A 22,220-nucleotide genomic window follows, 5' to 3' on the forward strand; every position below is an offset into this window, starting at 1 on the left:
TGTATAAAACTTTCTGAAAATAAATTGTATATTATTACAATCTTTTTACAAAGTTTTACACATCCATTTATATTGTAACAAAAATTCCAATGATTAGAAATATGACATTATATCTTTTAAGATAGATTTAAGGAAAGGAAAAAGAGCAATTTTAATTGAATAGAAGCCATTCTTTATTAACAAACTTCTTGCCAAAATGAATCATTAAAATCATTTTCCTAATTGCACCATCGCTATTGTGTCATATATATTTGACATTTCATCTATTCAATTATAAAATGTCACATATAAATGACATTTTGGTACACGAGGTCTACAACCAACAATGGGAGGGTTATATTTGAATAACGTTAAACAATATCGAAAATCTGAAGGGCTATCGCAACTAGAGTTAGCTAAAAAAGTTAACGTGGCGAGACAGACAATAAATTTAATTGAAAACAATAAATATAACCCCTCTTTAGCCTTATGTATCGAATTAGCAAAAGCACTAAAAACAGATTTAAATAGTCTATTTTGGGAGGGAGATTAAATGATGAAAATTGAATGGAAAGAAAGAGTTTATAATAGTTTTGTTGGAACAATAAGTGAGAGAGATGAATACCAAAAACAAGAAATCAATAAAGAGTTATCTGTAGCTGGAATTGGTTTGTGGTGGTTAAATATGTTGGTAATGCTTATTATGTTACTTGTTGATACTATGAATCACACAATATCTATAGGGACAATATTCGTTTTTCTATCTAATATGATTTACGCTAATTACTTAGCCTTTAAATTCAAGAAAAAAGGTTTAAGTGATACTGAATGTGCAACAAAAGAAGAATATTTACAACACAAGAAAAAATTAAGAAAAGCTGGCTTAAAAGCAGGTGTGCTTTGGGGCTTTCAAATGTTTGTTTTTATGAATTATATCCTTCCCTATGTAGGTTCAGAAGAAATCTCTATTTCTTTATTTGATGTTATGCTTTGGGGCTGCGCTGGCGGATTTTTCGGTACAACCATGTATCTATTTGGTTTATGGAACCTAAAAAAATTATATTAAGTAATAAAAATCATTTACATATTAAACTGCAATTTTACATACTATTTATTTTTCCTAAATAAAAATATAAAAGCTATCCAATATAAAAATTGGATAGCTTTTTCAAATAAAATATTATGCTATTTTAGAAGCTTTTCTCTCATGTCCCATTTGAACAATCAGTAAGAATATTGTTGATAAAATACCGCCTGCTAACAGTAACATGAAGCAACCATCCCAGCCAGAACGATCAACAATAATACCAATTGCCGCGTTAGCTACGAAACTACCTCCAACATAACCGAACAGACCACACATACCAACTGTTGTACCTACTGCAAACTTCGGTACTAATTCCATTGCACTTAAACCGATTAAGAACTGTGGTACATAAATTAAACAGCCAATTACAGAAACTGCAATACTTACAACAAGTATACTAGTTGCTTGCCAATATACAATTGTACCAACAACAACTCCAGCCATACTCATAACACATAATGGCATACGTTTTCCTTTGAATAATTTATCACTTAAAAAACCGACAATTAAAGAACTTGGAATCGCTGCTGCTTCAAATATTGAATATGCTGCATGTGCTTCTGTTTTCGTAAAACCTTTAACTGTAGTTAAGTAAATCGGTACCCAGTTAATAACACCGAAACGAATTAAATAAACAAATGCATTTGCAATACATAAGAACCAAACAAATTTATTTTTTACTACATATTTCATTAAAATTTCTTTTGGAGACATCTTGTTAGCATTATCTGCTTTTTCAAGATTTTCATAGTCATTACGATACTCATCAATTGGAGGAAGACCTTCAGATTCTGGCGTATCTTTCGCATTAATCCAAACAAGAACTGCAATTACCATTGCGATAATCGCTGGGAAAATAAATACGCCACCTTGCCAATGACTTTCACCGAAGATACCTACACCAATTCCAATGAATGGTGGAACAAGTAATCCACCAACGTTATGTGAAATATTCCAAAGACCTGTTTTCGTCCCCCGTTCTTTCTTCGAGAACCATTTCGTCATAACAATACTACAAGGTGGTGCTCCCATACCTTGTACAATACCATTTAGAACAAGTAATGTTAAAATCATCCCAAAGGAAGATGCATAACCGAAACAAATATTAACAAGCCCAGATAAAAATAAACCTACTGCAATAAATCGTTGAGCAAATGCCTTATCCGATAAATTACCCATAAAGAATTTACTAAGTCCGTAAACAACAGCCATTACTGCACCTAATAATCCGATTTGTGTAGTGCTAAATCCGAACTCGTCTACTAAATACGTAGTAGATAAATTAAAGTTACTACGAACTAAATAATAAGCAGCATATCCAACTGAAATCCCGATTAACACACGAATACGTAGTAATCGATATACACGGTCGATCATATCCGCTGGCAATCTTTCAATTGCAGGTGCTGGCTTGAGCCATTTAAACATATATTTTCGTCTCCTTTTCTCACTTCAGAGAGAGACGCTGTCTATTCCATATCTCGATTATTCCGCTATTTGATATATTTTGGTTCGTCCTTCTAACCGGCTGTCCTTCTATTTCTTTCTCATTCTTCGCAAACATCGTTGGTACGCCAAACGACACTTTTTCTAAAATATGCCCCGCTTCTTCTGATAAACAATAATCAATAAATAAATCCGCAATAATACCACTCGGTGCACGTTTTAGTTTAGAAATCGCATTAACGGATAACCCTGTTTGCTCAGGTTCGTTACTTAAAATCGGAAAGCCTTGTTTTTGAAGCATTCTCTGATCTCCCATAAAGTTGATGCCTATCATATATTCACCGCTCGCAACAAGTTCTGCTGGGATGTAACCATTCACTGTTACTTCTCCAACTTGTTCTGCCAGATTCTTCACATATCCCTTCGCTTCCTCTTCACCTAACGTATCAATCAGTGATTGGAAAAACGTATATGCTGTACCTGAAACATTTGGATCGGGCATGACAATCTTTCCTTTATATATTGGATTCAATAAATCTTTCCATCTTAACGGATACGAGAGACCGAGCGGCGCTATTTCCTCGTTCCACCGCTCTTTATTAATCGCAATTGCCAGCTTCTCCACTTCATAACCGTACCAATAACCATCTTTATCTTTAACAGTTTTTGAAATACGATTTGCATGTTGGCTTATCACAGGAATAGAAAGATTTTTTTGCTTCATCATTTGATGCGCATCTACTGTACCGCCAATAATAATATCCGCCTTCGGATTTCCAGCTTCTTCTTCCACTCTACGAAGAAGTTCTTCTGTTGAAAGACGAATAAATTCATACGTACATCCACGTGGTTTACAAAATGATGAAAGTAACGCTTCACCAACTTCCTCACGAGCCGCTACATACGCAACAATATGACGATCATCCAAAATAGGGAGACCATTTTTACTATATTTAATAGAGGTTGTATCTCGAGAGCAACTAGACATCGCTCCTCCAATTACTAGCAAAAAGAAGAAAAAGGCTATCTTTCTCATGACGCATTCTCCTTTACGAATAACTCTGCTAGAGAGCCTTTCATATACATGACATTCCCGTTATTATCACCGAGATATTGCACAACAAAGTACGATGGATACACAGAAATCGTAAGAATATCTTCACGATCATTCTTTACACGCTTACCTGTTTTATAAGCTGTAATATAAGCAATCGGTTCATTCTGCGATTGTAATAACTTCTGAATTTCTCCGTAATCTGTAATTTGCTTTGCGTATCGAATAGAATCAAGTATGTGTGTAAGATTGATAGTACGTACCACATCGCCTTGACGTACTACGACATCCTTTGCTGAAGCAAAGAAATCACTAATACGCTCTGGCGTGTAATACAGGCTTAATAAATACGTTTGAAGTGCTGAAATCATCGGATCCATGCCATTCTTTCCGTATACATTTTCCCCATACTGGAACAAGTCACCTACTGCAAAAGTACGCTTATGTCCATTCAAGTACGTTACTTCTCCAGTAAATACTTGTTCTTGGCTCTTAACGTCCCCTGGCTCTATTCGAATTCGGTCAAAGAATGAAACAATCGTATGCAAACGAACTTCATCCGTTACAACGATTTCTCCCCACTTTTCATGTCTTACTTTCACTTCAATTGGAAGAGATTCATTCACCCTTTGTAAAACGGCTTGTTTATCATTTACAATGTTGATTCGATTATAGATTTGCTTCTCCATAACATAAAACAAAACAAGAGAAACAATCATACAAATGACAAACATAAGAATTTGAAATGATAGCCTTTTCATTTCTGCCTACCTCCAAGATAAAAAAACGTTGTTTCGAAAATACCGCATAATTGTTTCATAAATGTATCATTTAACCGCTTTCAAGTTTTTTATGTCTTCCATCCTTCTCGGAAGCAAAAATGTAATGAATATTGTAGTACCTACTTCTTCACTACTCTCAATCCGCATGCTTCCGCCCTGCTTATTCATAATTTCCTGACAAATATACAAACCATAACCATTCCCATAACTAGAAGGAAGTGCCTTTCCTTTCGGAGACTCATTCCACTCTGCAAGCACCACTTCATCTATACCGATCCCATCATCATGAACAAAAACCTTCGCCTCATGCTCATTTACAATTACATTCATACGAATGTGAGAAGCATCACTATACTTAATTGCATTATCAAGCACATTTAAGAAAATTTGCTTCGTCTTATCAAAATCCGCAACAACATGTACATCCGTTAACTCATTTATCACTTCAATTTCAAATTGATTTAGACGAGGTTTCACAATTGAAACTGCTTCTTCTACCAATTCCTTTATATTCACAACTGTAGGAGACACTTCAAACGTACTCGTCCCATATTTCGAAGACTTAAGCAGTTCCTCTACAAGTGATAATAAACGCTCACTTTCCACAGCCACATAACGAAGACTTTCCTGTACATCTTCTTTCGAATGTAACTTCGGAATTAAATCAACATAACCGATAATTGCTGTTAGCGGTGTTTTTAGCTCATGCGTAATGCGGTCTAGGAAATCTTTCTGCTTCTCCTTCTCCTCCTGCAATTGCTTAATATGCAGCTCAATTCCATCAGCCATCGCGTTAAAAGATGCGGAAAGCTGAGCGATTTCCACGTACTCATTTAACTCAATCTTACTCTTATAATCACCATTCGCGAGCCGCTGTGCCATTTGTCTCAACTGATCAATTGGTTTATGAAGAGACTTCGCCAAACGAATTGCAAAGAAAATACCGGTAGCTACTAAACAAAGAGACGTCATTAAGAAAGTCCAGCTCACATTTGTTAAAACTTCCTTCTCACCCGTTAACTCATTTATAAAACGAATACTTCCAATGACATCGTTTCCATAATATACTGGGCTTGAAAATAAAAGAATAGGAGCGGGATCCGCCTCTTCAAAAACATAAGACTTCTTTCCCTTCAAAGAACTCTCAATGTCGATGTTACGGTGAAGCAATGCCCCTTTTTGTGTATCTGCAACAACATCGCCATTCTTCCCAATCATCTGCACACGGACATCCATACGCTTCGCTAAATACGACGCAATTAAAAGTGAATTCGGACCAAGCGTATCCACTTCTGCTTCCTTCTCTAAATAATTCATCGTATAAATTTGTGCTTCTACACTTAACTTTTCTAAAGAATCTGCTGCGTTATGATACATATTCTTTTCTAACGTAATATAAACAACTGCATATAAAAGAACAAAAATCGGAATTAACAGCCCAACTATTCCAAACACCATATTTCGCTTTAAAGACATACCATCACCACTTAACAATCCAGTTTATAGCCAACGCCATAAATTGTCTTAATATATTCTCCGCTCGTCCCGAGCTTCTTTCGAAGTCTCTGCACCATAATATCAACCGCTCTCGTATTTCCGATATACTCAAATCCCCATACTTTCTCAAGTAACTCATCCCTCATAAACACACGCTGCGGATTTGAAACAAACAACTGACATAAATTAAACTCTCGGTACGTTAACTGAATCTCTTGTCCACTCACATGTACCTTTCTCTCCTTAGGACAAATCACTATATCTCCGGCCTCAATTACTTCATGACTTACAGCTGCCTCCGTCTTCTTTACACGCCGCGCCATATTCTTAACCCGAAGGATAAGCTCCGCATAATTAAACGGCTTCGTCACATAATCATCCGCACCAAGCTGCAAGCCAAGCAACTTATCATTCATCTGACTCTTTGCCGTTAACATAAGCACCGGAATATCCCTATCCCTCTCACGGAACAAACGAAGCAACTCATACCCATCCGTATCCGGAAGCATAACATCCAAAATCAATACATCCGGCCCTTCATTCCATTTCTCTAAAGCTTCTCTCCCATCAGCCGCTGCCAATACTTCATACCCTTCCATCTCCAACTGCATCCGAATCAAATTACGAATACTGGATTCATCATCAACCACAAGTATTTTCATCATTCTCCTCCTTCCATCATGTATTATAGTACAGTTTAGTATAGCAAAAATTCTATAAAAAAAGAGAGGGTATTGTCGAACATATTTTGTCGACGATACCCTCTCTTTCACTTATTATATTTATTTAGCATATCCATTCGGTTGCTTTTGATGCCAATTCCAAGCATGCTCAATAATTGTTTTAACATTTACATACTTAGGATCCCATCCTAACTTCTCTTTCGCTTTCTTAGAAGAAGCAACTAAACGTGCTGGATCACCCGCACGGCGCGGTGCTACCTCAGCAGGAATTTCATGATTTGTAACTTCGCGAACTGCATCAACGATTTCTTTTACACTGAAACCATTACCATTTCCTAAGTTATAGAAATCACTCTTTCCGCCGTTCTGCAAGTCTTTAAGCCCTAAGAAATGAGCCGCTACTAAATCTTCAACATGAATATAATCACGGATACAAGTACCGTCTGGTGTATTATAATCATCACCAAACATCATAATCTTCTCACGTTGACCTAAAGCCACTTGCAACACAAGAGGAATTAAATGTGTCTCTGGGCGATGATCTTCCCCAATAATACCACTTGGAGTTGCACCAGCCACGTTAAAGTATCTGAAAATCTTATAACGTAAATTTGAAGCTTGGCTATACCAATGAAGCATCTTCTCGATTGCTAACTTCGTCTCTCCATACGTATTCGTAGGATTTGTCATCGTTTCCTCAGTAATAAGATCCACATCTACCTCACCATACGTTGCCGCAGTAGAAGAGAAAATGAACTTATCTACCTTAAACTCATCCATTACCTCTAATAAACAAAGTGCACCATACACATTGTTATTATAATATTGAAGGGGCTTTTCCATACTAACCCCAACTAAAGAATCAGCTGCAAAGTGCATAACCGCCTCAATATTTTCTTTTTTAAAAACATCCCTTAAAAAGGATTTATCACGAAGGTCGCCATTATAAAACTTCGCGCCTTCCGTAATTGCATCTTCATGACCAGTTTGTAAGTTATCTACTACTACTACCGATAAACCTTCGTCTACTAATTTTTTCACAGCGTGAGAACCGATGTAGCCGGCTCCGCCGCAGATTAGGATTGCGTTCATTGTCTTCCTCCTACATATATTAGGATTTCTTATTCACTCTCTTATTATAAAAAGTATACGATTGCTCGTATACCTTTTGTGTACCTTTATTACTTAGTTACCTATAGCATAGACGTACATTTCAATTATCTATAGTGTTGTACACTTAGAACTTAAAAATATTATTTAATATAGCCATTTTTATTATTGGATTGCCATCTCCAAGAATCTGCACACATTTCTTCTAATCCACGCATCGCTTCCCATCCTAGTTCACGTTTTGCTTTTGATGCATCTGCAAAACATACCGCCACATCACCAGGACGACGCTCCGTAATTTTATAAGGAACTTTCTTTCCCGAAACTTTTTCAAATGCTTTAACCATCTCTAGTACACTATACCCCGTACCCGTTCCCAAATTATAAGCATCTACTCCTGTTGTATTCAGTACTTTCTCTAGTGCTTTTACGTGACCTTTTGCTAAGTCTACAACATGAATGTAATCACGGACGCCTGTTCCATCTTTCGTTGGGTAGTCATTTCCAAATACACTTAATTCTTTTAGCTTACCTACTGCCACTTGTGTTACATATGGCATTAAGTTATTTGGAATTCCATTTGGATCCTCTCCAATGCGTCCACTTTCATGTGCACCAAATGGGTTGAAGTAGCGAAGTAACGCGATACTCCATGCTGTATCCGCAAATGCCACATCACGCATAATTTGTTCAATCATTAATTTCGTTTGACCATATGGATTTGTTGCACTTAATGGAAATTCTTCCGTAATTGGTGATGTTTCTGGAATACCATATACTGTTGCAGATGAACTAAAAATCATCTTCTTCACATTACGCTTTTGCATAACTTCACATAATACTAATGTGCTAATAATATTATTATTATAGTACATTAATGGCTTTGCTACCGATTCTCCTACAGCTTTTAAACCTGCAAAGTGAATGACAGCTTCAATTTTATTTTCCTCAAAAATTTTATTCAGTATCTCGTAATTCACAAGATCCTCTTTATAAAACTTAAATTGTTTTCCTGTTAACTCTTTCACTCGATTGATAGACTCTATTGAGCTATTTGAAAGATTATCTACTACAATAATTTCATAATCATTGTTCAGTAATTCTATGCATGTATGACTACCAATATATCCTGCTCCACCCGTTACAAGTATTGCCATAAATATACCTCCAGTACTATTAAATATTAATAAAAAAGAAAATCATTTATCTTTTATAAAACAAATGATTTCCTCCTCACAGATTTTATTTAGCGATAAAATAATCCGTTACATATTGCGCCCAAACTTCATGCCCTTTATCACTCGGGAAACCAAACTCTTCTTTTAAGTAAGGTAAAATAGCCTTTGTTGTTGCATCGGGCCAAGCACCCCAATGATCCACATATGTATAACCATTTTGCGTCGCAAATTGCTTTAATGCCTCAATCGCTTTCGGATAATTCTTCGCACCATAAACTGGATTTGATGGTTGAATCATAATCGTGGCGCCCTTCGCACTAGTAGAAAGTGCTTGAACAAACTTCTGTGTACTCGCAACAGAGTTCCCATTACCAGTTTTACCGTTATCAGTAATAAATGGTGGCTCAAATAAAATTACATCTGGATTCTCTTTCGCAATCTCTTTATCACGCTTATTCGCGATTAACTCTTCTGTGCTTTCACCCTTATATTCCTTTACAGTCACATTCCATAAACCTTTACCGTAAGCAGTTTCTAAATTAGACGTTAACTTAGCTGCCCAAGCACCTTTTTCAGATGAAGAACCTTCATCACCAACAATAACAAGATTTACTGCCTTTTTATCCTCAGCAGCTTTCTTTAACTTCTCTTTCACTGCATCTGGCAAGTTCTTCGCGTATGCTTCATTAAAAGATGACTTCGCATCTTGTTTTTTCTCTTCCTTTTTCTCTTCTTTCTTCGCTCCGCTATCTTTCACTTCAGCCTTTGTTTTCGTTACTTCACTCGTTTGTCCTGTTGCATTCGCAATCTTCTTATTCCAGTACAGTTTACCACTCACAACCGAAGCAACAAACAATACAAAAATAACAAGGACAAGTACCGCTTTCTTATTCATCGATTCACCTCATCTATTAATCTCACAATATATAATACTAATATAAATCCATGCAAAAATAAACCCAACTCCTTCCAAAGGAGTTGGGTTATTACATATTACTTAGTCACTTCAAGATGCGCTCTTAACTTATTCGTTAAATCTTGTTTTGCTGCATCCGGAACATAGTAATACCAAATACCGTCGGCAGCTTTGTGTCCGTCTCCTGAGATTTGGATATCCTCACTGTTCTGCAAACAATCTTTATAGTTCTTTTGCATATCAAACATTTGATCTTGTGTTAAGTTTGTTTTCACGTTCTTTTGAATTGCTGTAAGTACATCCCCATAACTTGTTAAAGAGGAGAAGCTTGCGCCCTTTTTAATTACAGCTTGCATAACTTGACGTTGACGCATTTGACGTCCGAAGTCACCGCGTGGGTCTTCTTTACGCATACGTGTATACGCCAGAGCTTGGTCACCAGTTAAGTGGATAGTCCCCTTTTGGAAGTGCTTTCCTTCTAGAGAAAACTCTAAATCATTATTAACATCCACACCGCCTACTGCATCGACAATATCCTTAAATCCTTCCATATTTACTTCAATGTAGTAATTAATAGGTACATTTAAGAACTTTTCTACAGTTGCGACAGACATATCTACTCCACCAAATGCATACGCATGGTTGATTTTATCACTTTTTCCTTTTCCAACGATTTCTGTATATGTGTCACGAGGGATACTTACTGTTTTCATTGAATTATTTTTAGGATTTAAAGTAATAACCATTAGGGAATCTGAACGGCCTTTATCCTCACCACGCTCATCAGCTCCTAATAATAAGATAGATACTGGTTGGGATTTATTAATTTTTTCTTCTTGTTTATTACCTTCATCACGCTTTAATGGTTTATGAACTTCATCTAATGTTTTTGAAACAGAAGAATATATAGTATAAGCGTAAATTCCACCACCTATAATGACTGCCCCCATAATTCCAAGAATCCATAAGGTAACCTTCTTTTTCATTATCATACCTTCTTTCTAAAATCTGGTTCACCTTTAATATATTTTAACCTTCAACCAAGTCGTGCCTTTAACTTTAAAATCAATTCCTTAACTATAGAGACACATTCCTTTAAAAGGCTATAATTTGTTAACAACATCATAATAACTATCATACATGATATCATGATGTATACCATAATATCCATATTTAGATACTGAATTACCCCTGCTATTGCAAATAGAACTAGATTTTTTGATAAATGTATCTTATCTATTACTACATCAATATACTTCCTAGTGTCAATAATCCTAATAATCCACATTGCAAAACAAGATATACAAGTACCGACTGCTGATGCCACAGCACCAAATTTCGGTACAAAAGCAATATTTAATATTATATTTAACAGCCCAACCACTAGGGTACTATAAAATATACTGGCAGTCCTTTTAGCTAATAGATGTGTTACTGAATAAAACCCTGCCATAACAACAAAAAAATTAGCGCCTAACAAAAATGGTATATATACCCATGATCCAAAGTAATCCGGAGTAGCAATAACTTTAACTATAGGCTTTTGTACTAGTAACATAAAAATTGAAACTGCCACGAAAAACACATAATACACCTTGAATACCTTGGAAAAAATAGCTTTATTTTCACTTGATTTATATAATTGATTAGCAGTGGTTTGCCATGCCAAAGTAAATATGCTTGAAAATATCATTAATATACTTGCATATTTAAAAGCTAAAGCATATAATCCTACCGTATCAAAATTTGTATATTCAACCAAAATAAATCTATCAGAAGCATTTATAAACCACCATGCTAAAACATTTGGAACTAATGGAGCCCCATACTTCAGCATTTCCTTAGCATATACACTACTATAAAGGCTTAATCGCACATAACGCCATATTTTAATCCAGGTCAATAATATACATATACTGAAAACGTTAGAAAAAATAAGGGAATAAAAATATCCATCTACCCCCATTCCCTTTGTATGCAGTAAATAAATTGCCCCACTAGCAAGGAGAGTAGTTTGTAAAATATCTGTGGCTGCAAAGGCCATAGATTTCTCAATCCCTCGCGCGATTTGTTTAAAAACACCAATAAACATAGCACTAATACAAACCCAAAATACCAATATTGACCTATCTTGTAAAATATCATCATTAACAGAAGACTGACTTATAAAATATGATACTATTCCAAATATAATAGTTGAAAATAAAATAACTATTATAGTAGACGATATTATTTTTCCCCGCTCTTTATCGTCCGAGGCATCTAACAAAAATCTATAACTTGCATCAGACAATTGAAAACTAATAATCGGTACCAAAATAAATACAAGTACATTAATAAGCTCTATATAACCAAATTCTCCTTTTGTCAAAGTGTGTGTGTATAGCGGTATTAAAAGAAAGGCTATAATTTTAGTACCAAAGGAACCAAAGGCAAAAACTATTATATTCTTTAACAAATCTTTGAACTTGGAATTAATATATTTCCCCTTCTTTCATATTTTCATCTATGTTTTAATGATCTACTTTTTCAACGTTACATTGTCACAGATTTTTGTCCATCGATCATAATAAGTAGAATTCTTCCCGTAAGAATTATCAATTACCACATTTTCTTTATTCATTAAACAAGACAAAATATGTCCGTGTAACCTAGATGTGCTTATACACTGATACTCCCCAAATACTTTAATAGATTTATTTACTAAATAATCGCTATAAAGTTCCCATAATTTATGAATAGGTAATATATTAAACATTACTCTATCGATCTTGCTTATAAATTGAAACATGTTCACTGTCTTATGGTCCAATTTTGATAATAAAACAGGCCAATCTAAAATATCACCTTCAGGACTCCCTGTTCCCTCTAATTTTAAGTTTATCTCATCATCCGTACGAATAAAATGTAACACTTCTTTTTTAGCCACTTCTTCCACATGAATAGGCCATAATTGATGAGCCATATCTGGAGATAGATATGCATTTACATTAAATTCATTTTTGATTATCTCATAAGATTTTTCATCCCTTACAAATAAATGCACATCTTTGTGCTTATTAAAGATCGCAGCTGTTTCTTTTAAATTTTCCTTGGACTTATAATAGATTGTTTGGGGTAAAATAACTATCCTATTATCTGGATAATTTCCAACTAAATATTCTCTTAATTGTTGAGGCCCCCTATATAAATCACCAAAATTACCTCCACCTTGACAAACAATTATACAATCTTGAGGTAATTTCACTTTTTTTCTAAAATTCATAAAACTGTATCTTGCCACTACCTCGATCTCATTATCTTTAAAAAACCTCTCTGTTCCCTTCATAATTAATAAATCGCCAACATTATTATAAACAGGGTACTCCATATATATAATTCTTGATTTCCTTGGAATAGCAGTTAAAATCTGCTCTAATTCCCTTTTTAATCTTTCCATAGGATGCAAATTACTTTCTGTCATATAAAAATATACTCCTTATTCTTTATTAATACTTTCACAGATTTTATTGGCATAAAGCCTCTAAATTATTACATTTGGTCCTTCATATATCGTTATAATTTATCCAAATAAAAAAGGTATTACACTTATTATCACCATTTAAATCAATAACCTAGTAACCATTGACATACCCTACAAATTCACTTCTTTCTCTCGCAGAAGATACTTATACATCATCCCTCTAATGCGATTAGGTAAAATCCTAAAAATTGATCTAATAAATAAATTTACAACAAATTCAGACCTAGTAATAAATTGCATTTCCACAAATTCTTTTTGTAGTTCTAATTCTTTTATTAAATATTGAATTCCACCTCTTCGTTCAAATAAAGACACACCTGCTCGAACTAACACTAGAGATTCTTCTATATTTGCAAATCGATATCCCGATTTCAACATCCTTACCCATAAATAATAGTCTTCATTCCATAAAAAGTGTCGATATCCTCCTGAATTAATAACCGCTTCTTTACGAAACATAACTGACATATGGTTAAGTGGATTTCTTTTTTTAGCTGCCTTAAAAATTTCTTCATGCGAAGTTGGGACCTTCCTAACTGAAACGATTTCTTTAGCATCTTTCTCAAATTCACTTATCCATGTTCCTACTATAGATATATCTGGGTTTTCACATAAAAAATTCAATTGTTTTTCGAACCTGGTAGGAACACATATATCATCACTATCCATTCTTGCGACTATTTCGTGGCTACAAGAATTCAATCCAATCCCTAACGCCTTACCCAATCCTTGATTTACTTCCAATTCTACTATTTTAAATAGATTAGGCTTTAATTCTTGATATTTTAAAATTATATTATCTAACTCCCTAGTTAATTTCCCATCTTTTACTATTACAATTTCATCAGGCACAATAGTTTGATTTATTAAACTCTCTAAACAAATAGCTAAATATTCAGGTACCTCTTTTTGATATACAGACATTAATACTGAATATTGCATACTCACTCTCCTTTCTTATTGTTGTAATTAGTATTTTTTTGATATATCCTCTGATATTTCTCTGTCATAATTTCCGCTGACAAGTAATTAATTATGATATTACTTGCCGCAAGTGACATATCAGTATAGTTCTTAGTTATAGTATCTTGCATTTTTCTCGCTAAATCTTTATAGTCCCCTGTCGAGAATAAAAAACCAGCAGTTTTATCTACAGACAACACTTCACGATGTGAGTCAATATCTGATAATATTACTGGTAATCCTGTTGATAATGCCTCCATAACAGCCATTGGTAAACCCTCTGAATACGAGCTAGCTACATAGAAATCAGAAGCCTTATAGTAATCTATTGGATTATTAACTTTACCAACTAGTTTGATATTATTATCCCCATTTATATATTCCTTACACTCTTCATACAAATTACCATCACCAACTATCAACAACACATTATCCTCATTTTTATTAATACTTTTAAATGCATCGATGACCATTAATGGATTTTTTCTAGGAATTAGTGCCCCTAAATATAAAAAAACTTTTTTCTCTTGTGATATACCTAACATATTTCGTTTTTTCATTTTTTCTTCAGTTGTTGTGTAATTAAAAACATTGGTATCAATACCATTTTGGATAACTTCGTACTCTTTTTTAGTCTTTTCTTTAATCTTTTTACTTACTGAATATGAACATGCAATTGGTTCTTTTATTTTCTTAAATGACCACAAATTAGTGATTGCCATTACTGTCCCTAGTATTTTCTTATATGCTAATACATAATCTTCATATGGATAATTATGTATAGTAGATACAGTATAATAATTTGATAGGTATACTGCTGAAAAGATATCTGCTCTTATTCCATGAGAATGAATTACATCTGGATCCAATTCAGCTAAAACACTTCTGATATATTTTTTTTTAGTAAATGCCCCCATCATTCCATCTATATCCAATGTAAAAACTTTTACATCTAACGCTTCAAATTCTTCCTTACGAGAATTAACCTTTTCTTCCGAAAAGGTTAATATTATTGGCTCAAAATTTTCCCTATCCATATTATTAATAATATTATAAATAACATTTACTGGACCGCATCTCTCTAGAGTTGAAACAAAATAAAGTACTTTCATCTTAGCTCCTCTCCTATATACCTTAAATATTGATTGAACCTACTATCCCATGTATTATCAATTAAAAAATCTTCTATTCCATCTAAGCAAACCGAATAATTTATTTCTTTTGCTTCTTCTTCAATAAAAACATAATTATTGTTTTGATAATTTAAAACTTCTGGAATTGGTGTTGAAATCACTGGTACACCTGCTCCCAAATATTCAAACAACTTAGTAGGAAAAACACCCTTAGTAAATTCATTCACTTTATAAGGAATTAATCCATATTTCATTTTCTCCAAATATTGTTGTAAGTCATCTTTAGATACTTGACCAGTCATAATAACATTTTTATATTTTTTTAATTGCAATGCAGTTTTATCTAGTACACCACCAACTATAAGAAACGTGAGCATTGGATTCATTTCTATTAATCGAAATAAATACTCATAATCAATATGTGGATGTAAATGGCCTACATATCCAACTAATTCTCTATCTTGTTCTTTTTCAAATGAAATTTTTGTAGCATCATATCCCTGGGGGACATATTTTATATTTGAATTTAAATGTTTATAATCTTCAAAGGTTGCTAAATTATCAACAAACACTATATCAGCCTCCGAAACGGCTTTTTTTTCCAACTCTTTCATTTGGTTACTCAATTTCGGATTAGCTTGCCTACGCTCCGCTAAATCTATTACTTTAAAACTAGATTGTTGAAAAAACAAATAATTAGTTGGATTAATATAAGTGGCCCAAAAAAAATTTTTCTCGCCCAATTTCACCTTCGAATTAAGGATTGAATAATTGATTCTTGTAGATAACTTATCAAAACGATGAATATAATAACTATTAATAAAATTCATATTCTCCGCTGTTTTTTGTGAATTATTAATAGATTTCTGTTTTTTTAATTTATTACATACCTTTTTAATGAATTCTGCTGAAAAGACATTATAATTAATTAAACCTAAAGGGGGGAATATATTAATTTCTCTATCTATAGATCTTGCAAATCTATAAACAAGTTCATGTTGTCTTTCCCAAGCATGAGACCAATGTTGGGCTGGAAAGAAAGTAAAACTATCAAACTTCTCAAACAAAAAAAACCTCCTCCAATCTAATTAAATCCATAGACTATTTATATTCATTTGTTACTCTCATACTTTATATTAGTTAAACAATTATATAATCCTAAAAACATCCCAAAATACCTTGAACTCAAAAATTCTACAACAAACTCTTGCATTAAATAAACAGTTATTCTCACGAAAAAACTATTCCGAATTAACTTATATTCATTTAATAGTTCCATAACCTTCAATTTGTATAAAGATATTATTTAGAATAAAAACGCTAAAAAATCTATGAATCCAAACTTAACCATTATCCTTAATATGAGATTATGTCAATTCAATTGAACAACCAAATTCACAATATACCTTAATACATTAATTATTATACTATTGCTTTTAATTGGAATGATTCTATAATATTAATATCCCTAAATTATTACTGTATAGTGTGTATATACTGGCTTTTTAACTAACTAGAAAAACACTTTTTATTCTCCATATTCCACGGCCAAAGTGGAGATATCTGTCATCAAGCGTTACCTTGCTCCGTTTCCCGTAAATACTACCTTTATTGTTTTAATAAATATTAAAACATCTAATTTCAGGCTTTCATTTTCAATATAATACATGTCTAATTCAAATTTCTCTCTTGGCGTAATATTATACCCACCATTAATTTGTGCCCAACCTGTTAAACCCGGTTTAACTAAAATTCTCATTTGAAAATCTGGAATTTCTTTTTCAAATTGGTCAATAAATATTTTCCTTTCAGGTCTAGGTCCAATGATAGCCATTTCACCCTTTAAAACATTTATTAGTTGTGGTAATTCATCAATTCTCGTCTTTCTTATAAATGCACCCATTTTAGTCACACGTGGATCATTTTGATTTGCCCATTGTGGTCCTTTTTTTTCTGCATCATTTCGCATGGATCTAATTTTTAGAATCATAAAAGGTTTATTCCCCATTCCAATCCTCTCTTGCTTATAAAAAATAGGGCCAGGTGACTCCATTTTAACTAGTATTCCTATACATAGAATTAGTGGAGAAGTTAAAATGAGAAGTAATAATGAAAAAATAATTTCTAAGCATCTTTTTATAGATCCATAAATTGTCCCAGTCTCTCTATTATATAATCTCTCTTTTTTCAATTCCCATGTTACATCTTGGACTCTATTATATCTCTGAGGCTGCACTATTTTTACTCCTCCTTTTATATTTTCAATTAAATAATTCTAATCCCCTCATAATTAATTTAACTATTTCTTCAAGATACACTTAAAGAATACCCTTGCTACTAATCTTCTTAATAATTTATCTTTTAAATTCAATATAGGGAGACTAAAAATATTTTTTGCCATCCATATCCCATGTTTTGAACCTTTTCTGCAAATATCTATCCATAATAGCTGAATGATTTTTGCCACATCATGTCCGTCAGATATATTATTTGAATTATATGCCATTTCCAATTCTTCTTTTGCTTGTACTATTTCTTTTTTAGAAAGATAGGTCTTATCATATTTATTTCTATTGAAATTAATTCCAATTCCCTGTAGAGCTTTCATTGAGATTGATATTTCCATTTTTTTTTGTTCAACCTCATGTACTCTACTAATCCCCGTTGAAGATAAACGATAAAATAATAAAGGTTGTTTTAGATTTACAATCTTATACCTGCTACTAACTCTCTGAAATAATTCATAGTCTTCCGCATGTATAAACGCTTCATCATAACGGATATTCTCTTTTTTGAATATCGAATTTCTTATCATAACTGAAGGGTGTATTAAACAGTTTTTCACAACTAGATAGTTTTTTATATTTTCCGTACCCTCTACTAAAAATGGAAAAGAAAACCTCTTACCAATAAATCTTAAACTGGTTCCACAAATTACAATTTCCTTGTCCTCGTCCATTGTTTTTACTTGTAATTCTAATCTTCGAGGATGTGCAATATCATCACTATCCATCCGTGCGATATATTCTCCTGTAGCCAAATCCAGTCCTTTATTAAGAGTACGAATTAATTTTAAATTTACTTCATTATTCACTAATCTAATCCTAGAATCTTGAAATGAATTTATAATCTCTAGTGACTTATCTGTCGAGCCATCATTAATTATTAAAAGCTCAAAATCCTTATATGTTTGATTTAAAATACTTTCTATAGCTTCACCTAAATAGCTTTCTCCATTATATACTGGCATCAAAACAGTGACCCTTGCCATAAAACCCTCCATTTAAACTCTCATTTTCGTTTCTTACTACTACAATAGATCTACCTATATTTTAATCTTTTTTTGCTGTACAACCTCATTCATATATTCTATTAAAACTTCTTTAATCTCTTCATTCTGAAGTGCCATCTCAATCGTCGTCTTAATAAATCCAAATTTCTCCCCAACATCGTAACGAGTGCCTTCGAAGTCATAAGCAAATACACGTTGAATTTCATTTAATCGTTGAATTGCATCTGTTAATTGAATTTCCCCACCTGCACCTGTTTGTTGATTTTCAAGAAACATAAAAATTTCTGGCGTTAATACGTAACGTCCCATAATTGCTAAATTTGATGGAGCTGTGCCTTCTGCTGGTTTCTCCACAAATTGACGCACTTGATAACGACGATCATTTTGTTCAACTGGATCGATAATACCGTAACGATGTGTTTCATTTTCAGGCACTGTTTGTACACCAATAACCGATGATTGTGTACCTTCATATTGATCCATTAATTGACGTAAACATGGCGTTTCTGCTTGTACAATATCATCACCAAGTAATACTGCAAATGGTTCGTTTCCTATAAATTTACGCGCGCACCATACCGCATGTCCAAGTCCTTTCGGTTCCTTTTGTCTTATGTAATGAATGTTAATTCTTGAAGAAGCTTGTACCTTTTCAAGCATTTCATACTTTCCTTTTTCTAAAAGGTTTTGTTCTAATTCGAATGAATGATCAAAATGATCTTCAATCGCGCGTTTTCCTTTTCCAGTAACAATAATAATATCTTCAATTCCTGATTCTATCGCTTCTTCTATTATGTATTGAATTGTTGGTTTATCGACGATAGGTAACATTTCTTTCGGCATTGCTTTCGTTGCTGGTAAAAACCTTGTCCCCAGTCCAGCAGCTGGAATAATTGCTTTTCTTACTTTTTTCAAATCTAGTACCCCCAAAAATAAATTATTATATTTGTATGTAGCAATAACAAAAACCCTACTTATAGGGTCGTCTTTACAACTCCATAAGTAGAGTTTCTATCATAAATAAATTATGGGCATCTAACCCATCCTCACGTCATACTCCCGACGACAAGCGTCTAAGGTAGGTGCGAAATAAAAATTTCTACCCACAGCACGACCGAGTGCCCCCATTGATAACGGTTAGGAGACATCACCAGTTCTTTATTTAAAAAATACCAAACAATTTTTTACGACGAATTTGTTCTGGATCTTCTTTGTAAATTGCCTTCCCGCTAATTAATAAGTACGGATTTTCTTTCAAATTACTCATAACATTCATTCCAAATTCTTTCTCAATTAGTTCATAGCTTTCCGCTAAATGAAATCCTCTCGATGTCGTGTTATGCGCATCTGATGCGATCATATGTGTTAAATTATGTTCCACAAGCTGTAGTGAGAATTTTTTAATCTTTTTACCAAATTTCCCAAGCAAACTACCTGCTGTCACTTGTGTTAATGCACCTTTATTAACAAGGTTATATAACTTATCTGGCCGCTCGATTAACTCGGCATTACGTTCTGGATGAACGATAATTGGAATCATTCCCTTTACACGTAATTCGTATAATAATTGTTCGGTATAACGAGGTACGTGATTCGATGGAAATTCAATGAATATGTATTTATTTGTTTCATTTAAAGTAACGATTTTACCAGCCTCATAGTCTTCTAATAAATCACCATATAACCTGACCTCTTGCCCCGGTAAAATAGTAAGTGGAATATTATGTTGTTGTAGTTCATCATTTAGTTGTTTTACGTGATGAATAATTGAGGTACGTTCATTTACATATTTGCCATTTTGATGGTGCGGCGTTGCGACAATGGTATGTATTCCTTCTGACACGGCTTGTTGTGCCATTGCTAAACTATCGGTCACTGTCTGTGCACCATCATCGATACCAGGTAAAATGTGACAATGTAAATCTATCATTTGTTTCATCCTCCCTCTCTCCTATAAAGATCTTTTTTCCCTTGAATATGAGATATTGCTCATATTCAAGGGAAAAAAGGAGATATGTTTTTATCATATCTCACTTTAAAATTAGTTTGCACCGTAGTAATAATATAAGCCTTCTTCATGTTCACGATCATTTAGAACAACACCTAACAATTTACCTTTAGCCGATTCTAACAAACCTTTTGCTTTTACTGCTGTTTCTTTTTCTGTTGATTCACTACGAACAACAAGAATAGAAGCATCACATACATTTGCCATAATTTGCGCATCTGTTACAGCTAAAATAGGCGGCATATCAAAAATAACTAAGTCGTACATGCTGTATGCTTGTCCAAGAAGTTCTTTCATTGATTTTGAACCTAACAATTCAGCTGGGTTTGGGGGGATTGGACCACAAGCTAAAAAGTGTAGATTATCAACTAATGTTGTTTGCACACATTTCTCTAAACGTTCACTATGTGTTAATACATTCGTTAGTCCAAAAATATTGTCTACTTGGAACATTTGATGCATTGCTGGTTTACGCATATCTGCATCAATTAATAATACTTTTTTTCCTTGTTGAGCAAACACAACAGCCATATTCGCTGTCGTTGTCGTTTTCCCTTCACTTGGATTTGCAGACGTGACCATTAATGAATGTAAATTCGTATCAACAGCTGCAAATTCAATATTCGTTCGAATATTACGATATTGTTCTGAAATTGGTGATTTTGGTTGTTGATGAGCAATTAATTGACGACGTTGACGATGATTCTTTTTCTTTTTAAATAAATTAAGAGCCAATTGTTTGTCCCCTCACTTTTCTTGATGATGGAGCGTGTGATTTCACGTTCATTGTTTCTTCATCCATACGAGCTACAATCCCTAATACTGGTAAGCCAAGTAAGTTTTCCACATCTTCTTCTTTTTTCACTGTGTTATCTAAGTACTCTAGTAAGAATGCAAGGCCAACTGAAGCCATTAAACCAACAACGAAAGCGATTGCCACATTTAACATTGGACGCGGTTTAATTGGAGATTGATTTTCTGCAACTTCTGCTTTAGATAATACTGTTACGTTATCAACACTCATGATTTTTGCAATTTCACCTTTAAATACTTCTGCAGTTGTATTAGCAATATCCCGAGCAAGTTTTGGATCCTTATCTATTGCTGTTACAGTTACGACTTGTGAATCCTTTTCATTTACTACTTCAATTTTCCCATTTAGATCTTGAGTCGTAAGATCTAATCCCAACTTTTCTTTCACTTGATCCAAAATAACCGGACTTTTAATAATAACTTTATATGTATTCGTCAATTGAATATTTGATTGAATTTCCCCCAACTGAATTGCTGCACCCTCTTGCTTCTTCTGATTCACAAGAATTTGCGTCGAAGATTGATAGATTGGTGTCATGAAGAAAAAGCTAATGATAGCACTTACAATAGCTGCACCAAAGGCGATTACGAGGATCATTGCTAAACGTTTTTTTAAGATATGAAATAACTCTTTTAGACTAATTGTTTCTTCCATAGGTTCCTCCAACTTTCTAAAATTTACACATAGGAAAAATTATAACATATAAATCTTACATTTTTTATTTTTAATAATTCAGTTCTATATTTGTTCACAAG

At 33.6% G+C, this 22,220-nt stretch carries 22 protein-coding genes; 2 read left to right on the top strand and 20 right to left on the bottom strand.

What is annotated here, in order from left to right; genetic code table 11:
- Nucleotides 1-340 precede the first annotated feature (340 nt).
- Nucleotides 341-532 carry a helix-turn-helix transcriptional regulator gene (locus MKY21_RS26485; protein ID WP_001067016.1) on the top strand — a complete coding sequence of 64 codons (192 nt, stop codon included), beginning with the start codon at nt 341-343 and terminating at the stop codon, nt 530-532.
- Nucleotides 533-1,045: a DUF3278 domain-containing protein gene (locus tag MKY21_RS26490; RefSeq protein WP_086424219.1), complete on the top strand. Its 513-nt coding sequence runs from the start codon at nt 533-535 to the stop codon at nt 1,043-1,045. It abuts the gene before it with no gap.
- A gap of 114 nt (nt 1,046-1,159) precedes the next feature.
- Here MKY21_RS26490 and MKY21_RS26495 read toward each other — a convergent pair whose 3' ends face one another.
- The 20 genes from MKY21_RS26495 to MKY21_RS26590 all read right to left on the bottom strand — a co-directional run bounded on the left by MKY21_RS26495 (nt 1,160) and on the right by MKY21_RS26590 (nt 22,119).
- Nucleotides 1,160-2,494 carry an MFS transporter gene (locus tag MKY21_RS26495; protein WP_000477585.1) on the bottom strand — a complete coding sequence of 445 codons (1,335 nt, stop codon included), beginning with the start codon at nt 2,492-2,494 and terminating at the stop codon, nt 1,160-1,162.
- Between the two features lie 19 nt (nt 2,495-2,513).
- Nucleotides 2,514-3,548 carry an ABC transporter substrate-binding protein gene (locus MKY21_RS26500; RefSeq protein WP_001225639.1) on the bottom strand — a complete coding sequence of 345 codons (1,035 nt, stop codon included), beginning with the start codon at nt 3,546-3,548 and terminating at the stop codon, nt 2,514-2,516.
- Nucleotides 3,545-4,327 (bottom strand): DUF3919 family protein, encoded by a 783-nt coding sequence (locus tag MKY21_RS26505; RefSeq protein WP_000826624.1) that lies wholly within the window; start codon nt 4,325-4,327, stop codon nt 3,545-3,547. Before MKY21_RS26505 ends, MKY21_RS26500 begins: the two co-directional genes overlap by 4 nt.
- Nucleotides 4,328-4,393: 66 nt before the next feature.
- Nucleotides 4,394-5,824 carry a HAMP domain-containing sensor histidine kinase gene (locus MKY21_RS26510; RefSeq protein ID WP_086392950.1) on the bottom strand — a complete coding sequence of 477 codons (1,431 nt, stop codon included), beginning with the start codon at nt 5,822-5,824 and terminating at the stop codon, nt 4,394-4,396.
- Between the two features lie 11 nt (nt 5,825-5,835).
- Nucleotides 5,836-6,507: a response regulator transcription factor gene (locus MKY21_RS26515; RefSeq protein WP_201144785.1), complete on the bottom strand. Its 672-nt coding sequence runs from the start codon at nt 6,505-6,507 to the stop codon at nt 5,836-5,838.
- 120 nt (nt 6,508-6,627) lie between these two features.
- Complete coding sequence (gene galE, locus MKY21_RS26520) at nt 6,628-7,620, bottom strand: UDP-glucose 4-epimerase GalE (protein ID WP_201144787.1); 993 nt, start codon at nt 7,618-7,620, stop codon at nt 6,628-6,630.
- Between the two features lie 161 nt (nt 7,621-7,781).
- Nucleotides 7,782-8,795, bottom strand: a complete 1,014-nt coding sequence (gene galE / locus MKY21_RS26525) for a UDP-glucose 4-epimerase GalE (protein ID WP_201144789.1) — start codon at nt 8,793-8,795, stop codon at nt 7,782-7,784.
- An 85-nt stretch (nt 8,796-8,880) separates the two neighbouring features.
- Nucleotides 8,881-9,711, bottom strand: coding sequence for an SGNH/GDSL hydrolase family protein (locus tag MKY21_RS26530; protein WP_201144791.1), 831 nt, complete (start codon nt 9,709-9,711; stop codon nt 8,881-8,883).
- A gap of 98 nt (nt 9,712-9,809) precedes the next feature.
- Nucleotides 9,810-10,718 (bottom strand): polyisoprenyl-teichoic acid--peptidoglycan teichoic acid transferase TagU, encoded by a 909-nt coding sequence (gene tagU / locus MKY21_RS26535; protein WP_152121706.1) that lies wholly within the window; start codon nt 10,716-10,718, stop codon nt 9,810-9,812.
- Nucleotides 10,719-10,768: 50 nt separating this feature from the next.
- Nucleotides 10,769-12,190: a lipopolysaccharide biosynthesis protein gene (locus tag MKY21_RS26540; RefSeq protein WP_201144793.1), complete on the bottom strand. Its 1,422-nt coding sequence runs from the start codon at nt 12,188-12,190 to the stop codon at nt 10,769-10,771.
- A 63-nt stretch (nt 12,191-12,253) separates the two neighbouring features.
- Nucleotides 12,254-13,195: a polysaccharide pyruvyl transferase family protein gene (locus MKY21_RS26545; protein WP_201144796.1), complete on the bottom strand. Its 942-nt coding sequence runs from the start codon at nt 13,193-13,195 to the stop codon at nt 12,254-12,256.
- Nucleotides 13,196-13,366: 171 nt separating this feature from the next.
- Nucleotides 13,367-14,197 carry a glycosyltransferase family 2 protein gene (locus tag MKY21_RS26550; protein ID WP_152121711.1) on the bottom strand — a complete coding sequence of 277 codons (831 nt, stop codon included), beginning with the start codon at nt 14,195-14,197 and terminating at the stop codon, nt 13,367-13,369.
- Nucleotides 14,198-14,199: 2 nt separating this feature from the next.
- Entirely contained in the window at nt 14,200-15,330 is a 1,131-nt protein-coding gene (locus tag MKY21_RS26555; RefSeq protein WP_201144798.1) for a glycosyltransferase family 4 protein, read from the bottom strand.
- Nucleotides 15,327-16,418 (bottom strand): glycosyltransferase, encoded by a 1,092-nt coding sequence (locus tag MKY21_RS26560; protein ID WP_201144800.1) that lies wholly within the window; start codon nt 16,416-16,418, stop codon nt 15,327-15,329. Before MKY21_RS26560 ends, MKY21_RS26555 begins: the two co-directional genes overlap by 4 nt.
- 509 nt (nt 16,419-16,927) lie before the next feature.
- Entirely contained in the window at nt 16,928-17,542 is a 615-nt protein-coding gene (locus tag MKY21_RS26565) for an exopolysaccharide biosynthesis polyprenyl glycosylphosphotransferase (protein ID WP_226800162.1), read from the bottom strand.
- 108 nt (nt 17,543-17,650) lie between these two features.
- Nucleotides 17,651-18,622 (bottom strand): glycosyltransferase family 2 protein, encoded by a 972-nt coding sequence (locus MKY21_RS26570; protein WP_201144802.1) that lies wholly within the window; start codon nt 18,620-18,622, stop codon nt 17,651-17,653.
- Between the two features lie 54 nt (nt 18,623-18,676).
- Nucleotides 18,677-19,558, bottom strand: coding sequence for a UTP--glucose-1-phosphate uridylyltransferase BpsC (bpsC, locus tag MKY21_RS26575; protein ID WP_201144804.1), 882 nt, complete (start codon nt 19,556-19,558; stop codon nt 18,677-18,679).
- Between the two features lie 247 nt (nt 19,559-19,805).
- A complete protein-coding gene (locus MKY21_RS26580; protein ID WP_201145641.1) occupies nt 19,806-20,573 on the bottom strand; it encodes a tyrosine-protein phosphatase in 768 nt (255 codons plus the stop codon).
- A gap of 111 nt (nt 20,574-20,684) precedes the next feature.
- A complete protein-coding gene (locus tag MKY21_RS26585; protein ID WP_201144806.1) occupies nt 20,685-21,386 on the bottom strand; it encodes a CpsD/CapB family tyrosine-protein kinase in 702 nt (233 codons plus the stop codon).
- A complete protein-coding gene (locus tag MKY21_RS26590; RefSeq protein ID WP_070757622.1) occupies nt 21,376-22,119 on the bottom strand; it encodes a YveK family protein in 744 nt (247 codons plus the stop codon). Before MKY21_RS26590 ends, MKY21_RS26585 begins: the two co-directional genes overlap by 11 nt.
- Nucleotides 22,120-22,220: the final 101 nt, after the last annotated feature.

It is taken from the genome of Bacillus sp. FSL R9-9497, assembly GCF_038005805.1.
GTDB classification, from domain to species: Bacteria; Bacillota; Bacilli; order Bacillales; family Bacillaceae_G; genus Bacillus_A; species Bacillus_A cereus.

Excerpts from the sequence above, each read along its gene's own strand:
- MKY21_RS26515 (WP_201144785.1), bottom strand. The coding sequence starts at position 6,507 with ATGAAAATACTTGTGGTTGATGATGAATCCAGTATTCGTAATTTGATT.
- MKY21_RS26500 (WP_001225639.1), bottom strand. The coding sequence starts at position 3,548 with ATGAGAAAGATAGCCTTTTTCTTCTTTTTGCTAGTAATTGGAGGAGCG.
- MKY21_RS26545 (WP_201144796.1), bottom strand. The coding sequence starts at position 13,195 with ATGACAGAAAGTAATTTGCATCCTATGGAAAGATTAAAAAGGGAATTA.
- galE (WP_201144789.1), bottom strand. The coding sequence starts at position 8,795 with ATGGCAATACTTGTAACGGGTGGAGCAGGATATATTGGTAGTCATACA.
- MKY21_RS26590 (WP_070757622.1), bottom strand. The coding sequence starts at position 22,119 with ATGGAAGAAACAATTAGTCTAAAAGAGTTATTTCATATCTTAAAAAAA.
- MKY21_RS26495 (WP_000477585.1), bottom strand. The coding sequence starts at position 2,494 with ATGTTTAAATGGCTCAAGCCAGCACCTGCAATTGAAAGATTGCCAGCG.
- tagU (WP_152121706.1), bottom strand. The coding sequence starts at position 10,718 with ATGAAAAAGAAGGTTACCTTATGGATTCTTGGAATTATGGGGGCAGTC.
- MKY21_RS26505 (WP_000826624.1), bottom strand. The coding sequence starts at position 4,327 with ATGAAAAGGCTATCATTTCAAATTCTTATGTTTGTCATTTGTATGATT.
- MKY21_RS26570 (WP_201144802.1), bottom strand. The coding sequence starts at position 18,622 with ATGGCAAGGGTCACTGTTTTGATGCCAGTATATAATGGAGAAAGCTAT.
- galE (WP_201144787.1), bottom strand. The coding sequence starts at position 7,620 with ATGAACGCAATCCTAATCTGCGGCGGAGCCGGCTACATCGGTTCTCAC.
- MKY21_RS26530 (WP_201144791.1), bottom strand. The coding sequence starts at position 9,711 with ATGAATAAGAAAGCGGTACTTGTCCTTGTTATTTTTGTATTGTTTGTT.
- MKY21_RS26490 (WP_086424219.1), top strand. The coding sequence starts at position 533 with ATGATGAAAATTGAATGGAAAGAAAGAGTTTATAATAGTTTTGTTGGA.
- MKY21_RS26510 (WP_086392950.1), bottom strand. The coding sequence starts at position 5,824 with ATGTCTTTAAAGCGAAATATGGTGTTTGGAATAGTTGGGCTGTTAATT.
- MKY21_RS26555 (WP_201144798.1), bottom strand. The coding sequence starts at position 15,330 with ATGAAAGTACTTTATTTTGTTTCAACTCTAGAGAGATGCGGTCCAGTA.
- MKY21_RS26550 (WP_152121711.1), bottom strand. The coding sequence starts at position 14,197 with ATGCAATATTCAGTATTAATGTCTGTATATCAAAAAGAGGTACCTGAA.
- MKY21_RS26580 (WP_201145641.1), bottom strand. The coding sequence starts at position 20,573 with ATGATAGATTTACATTGTCACATTTTACCTGGTATCGATGATGGTGCA.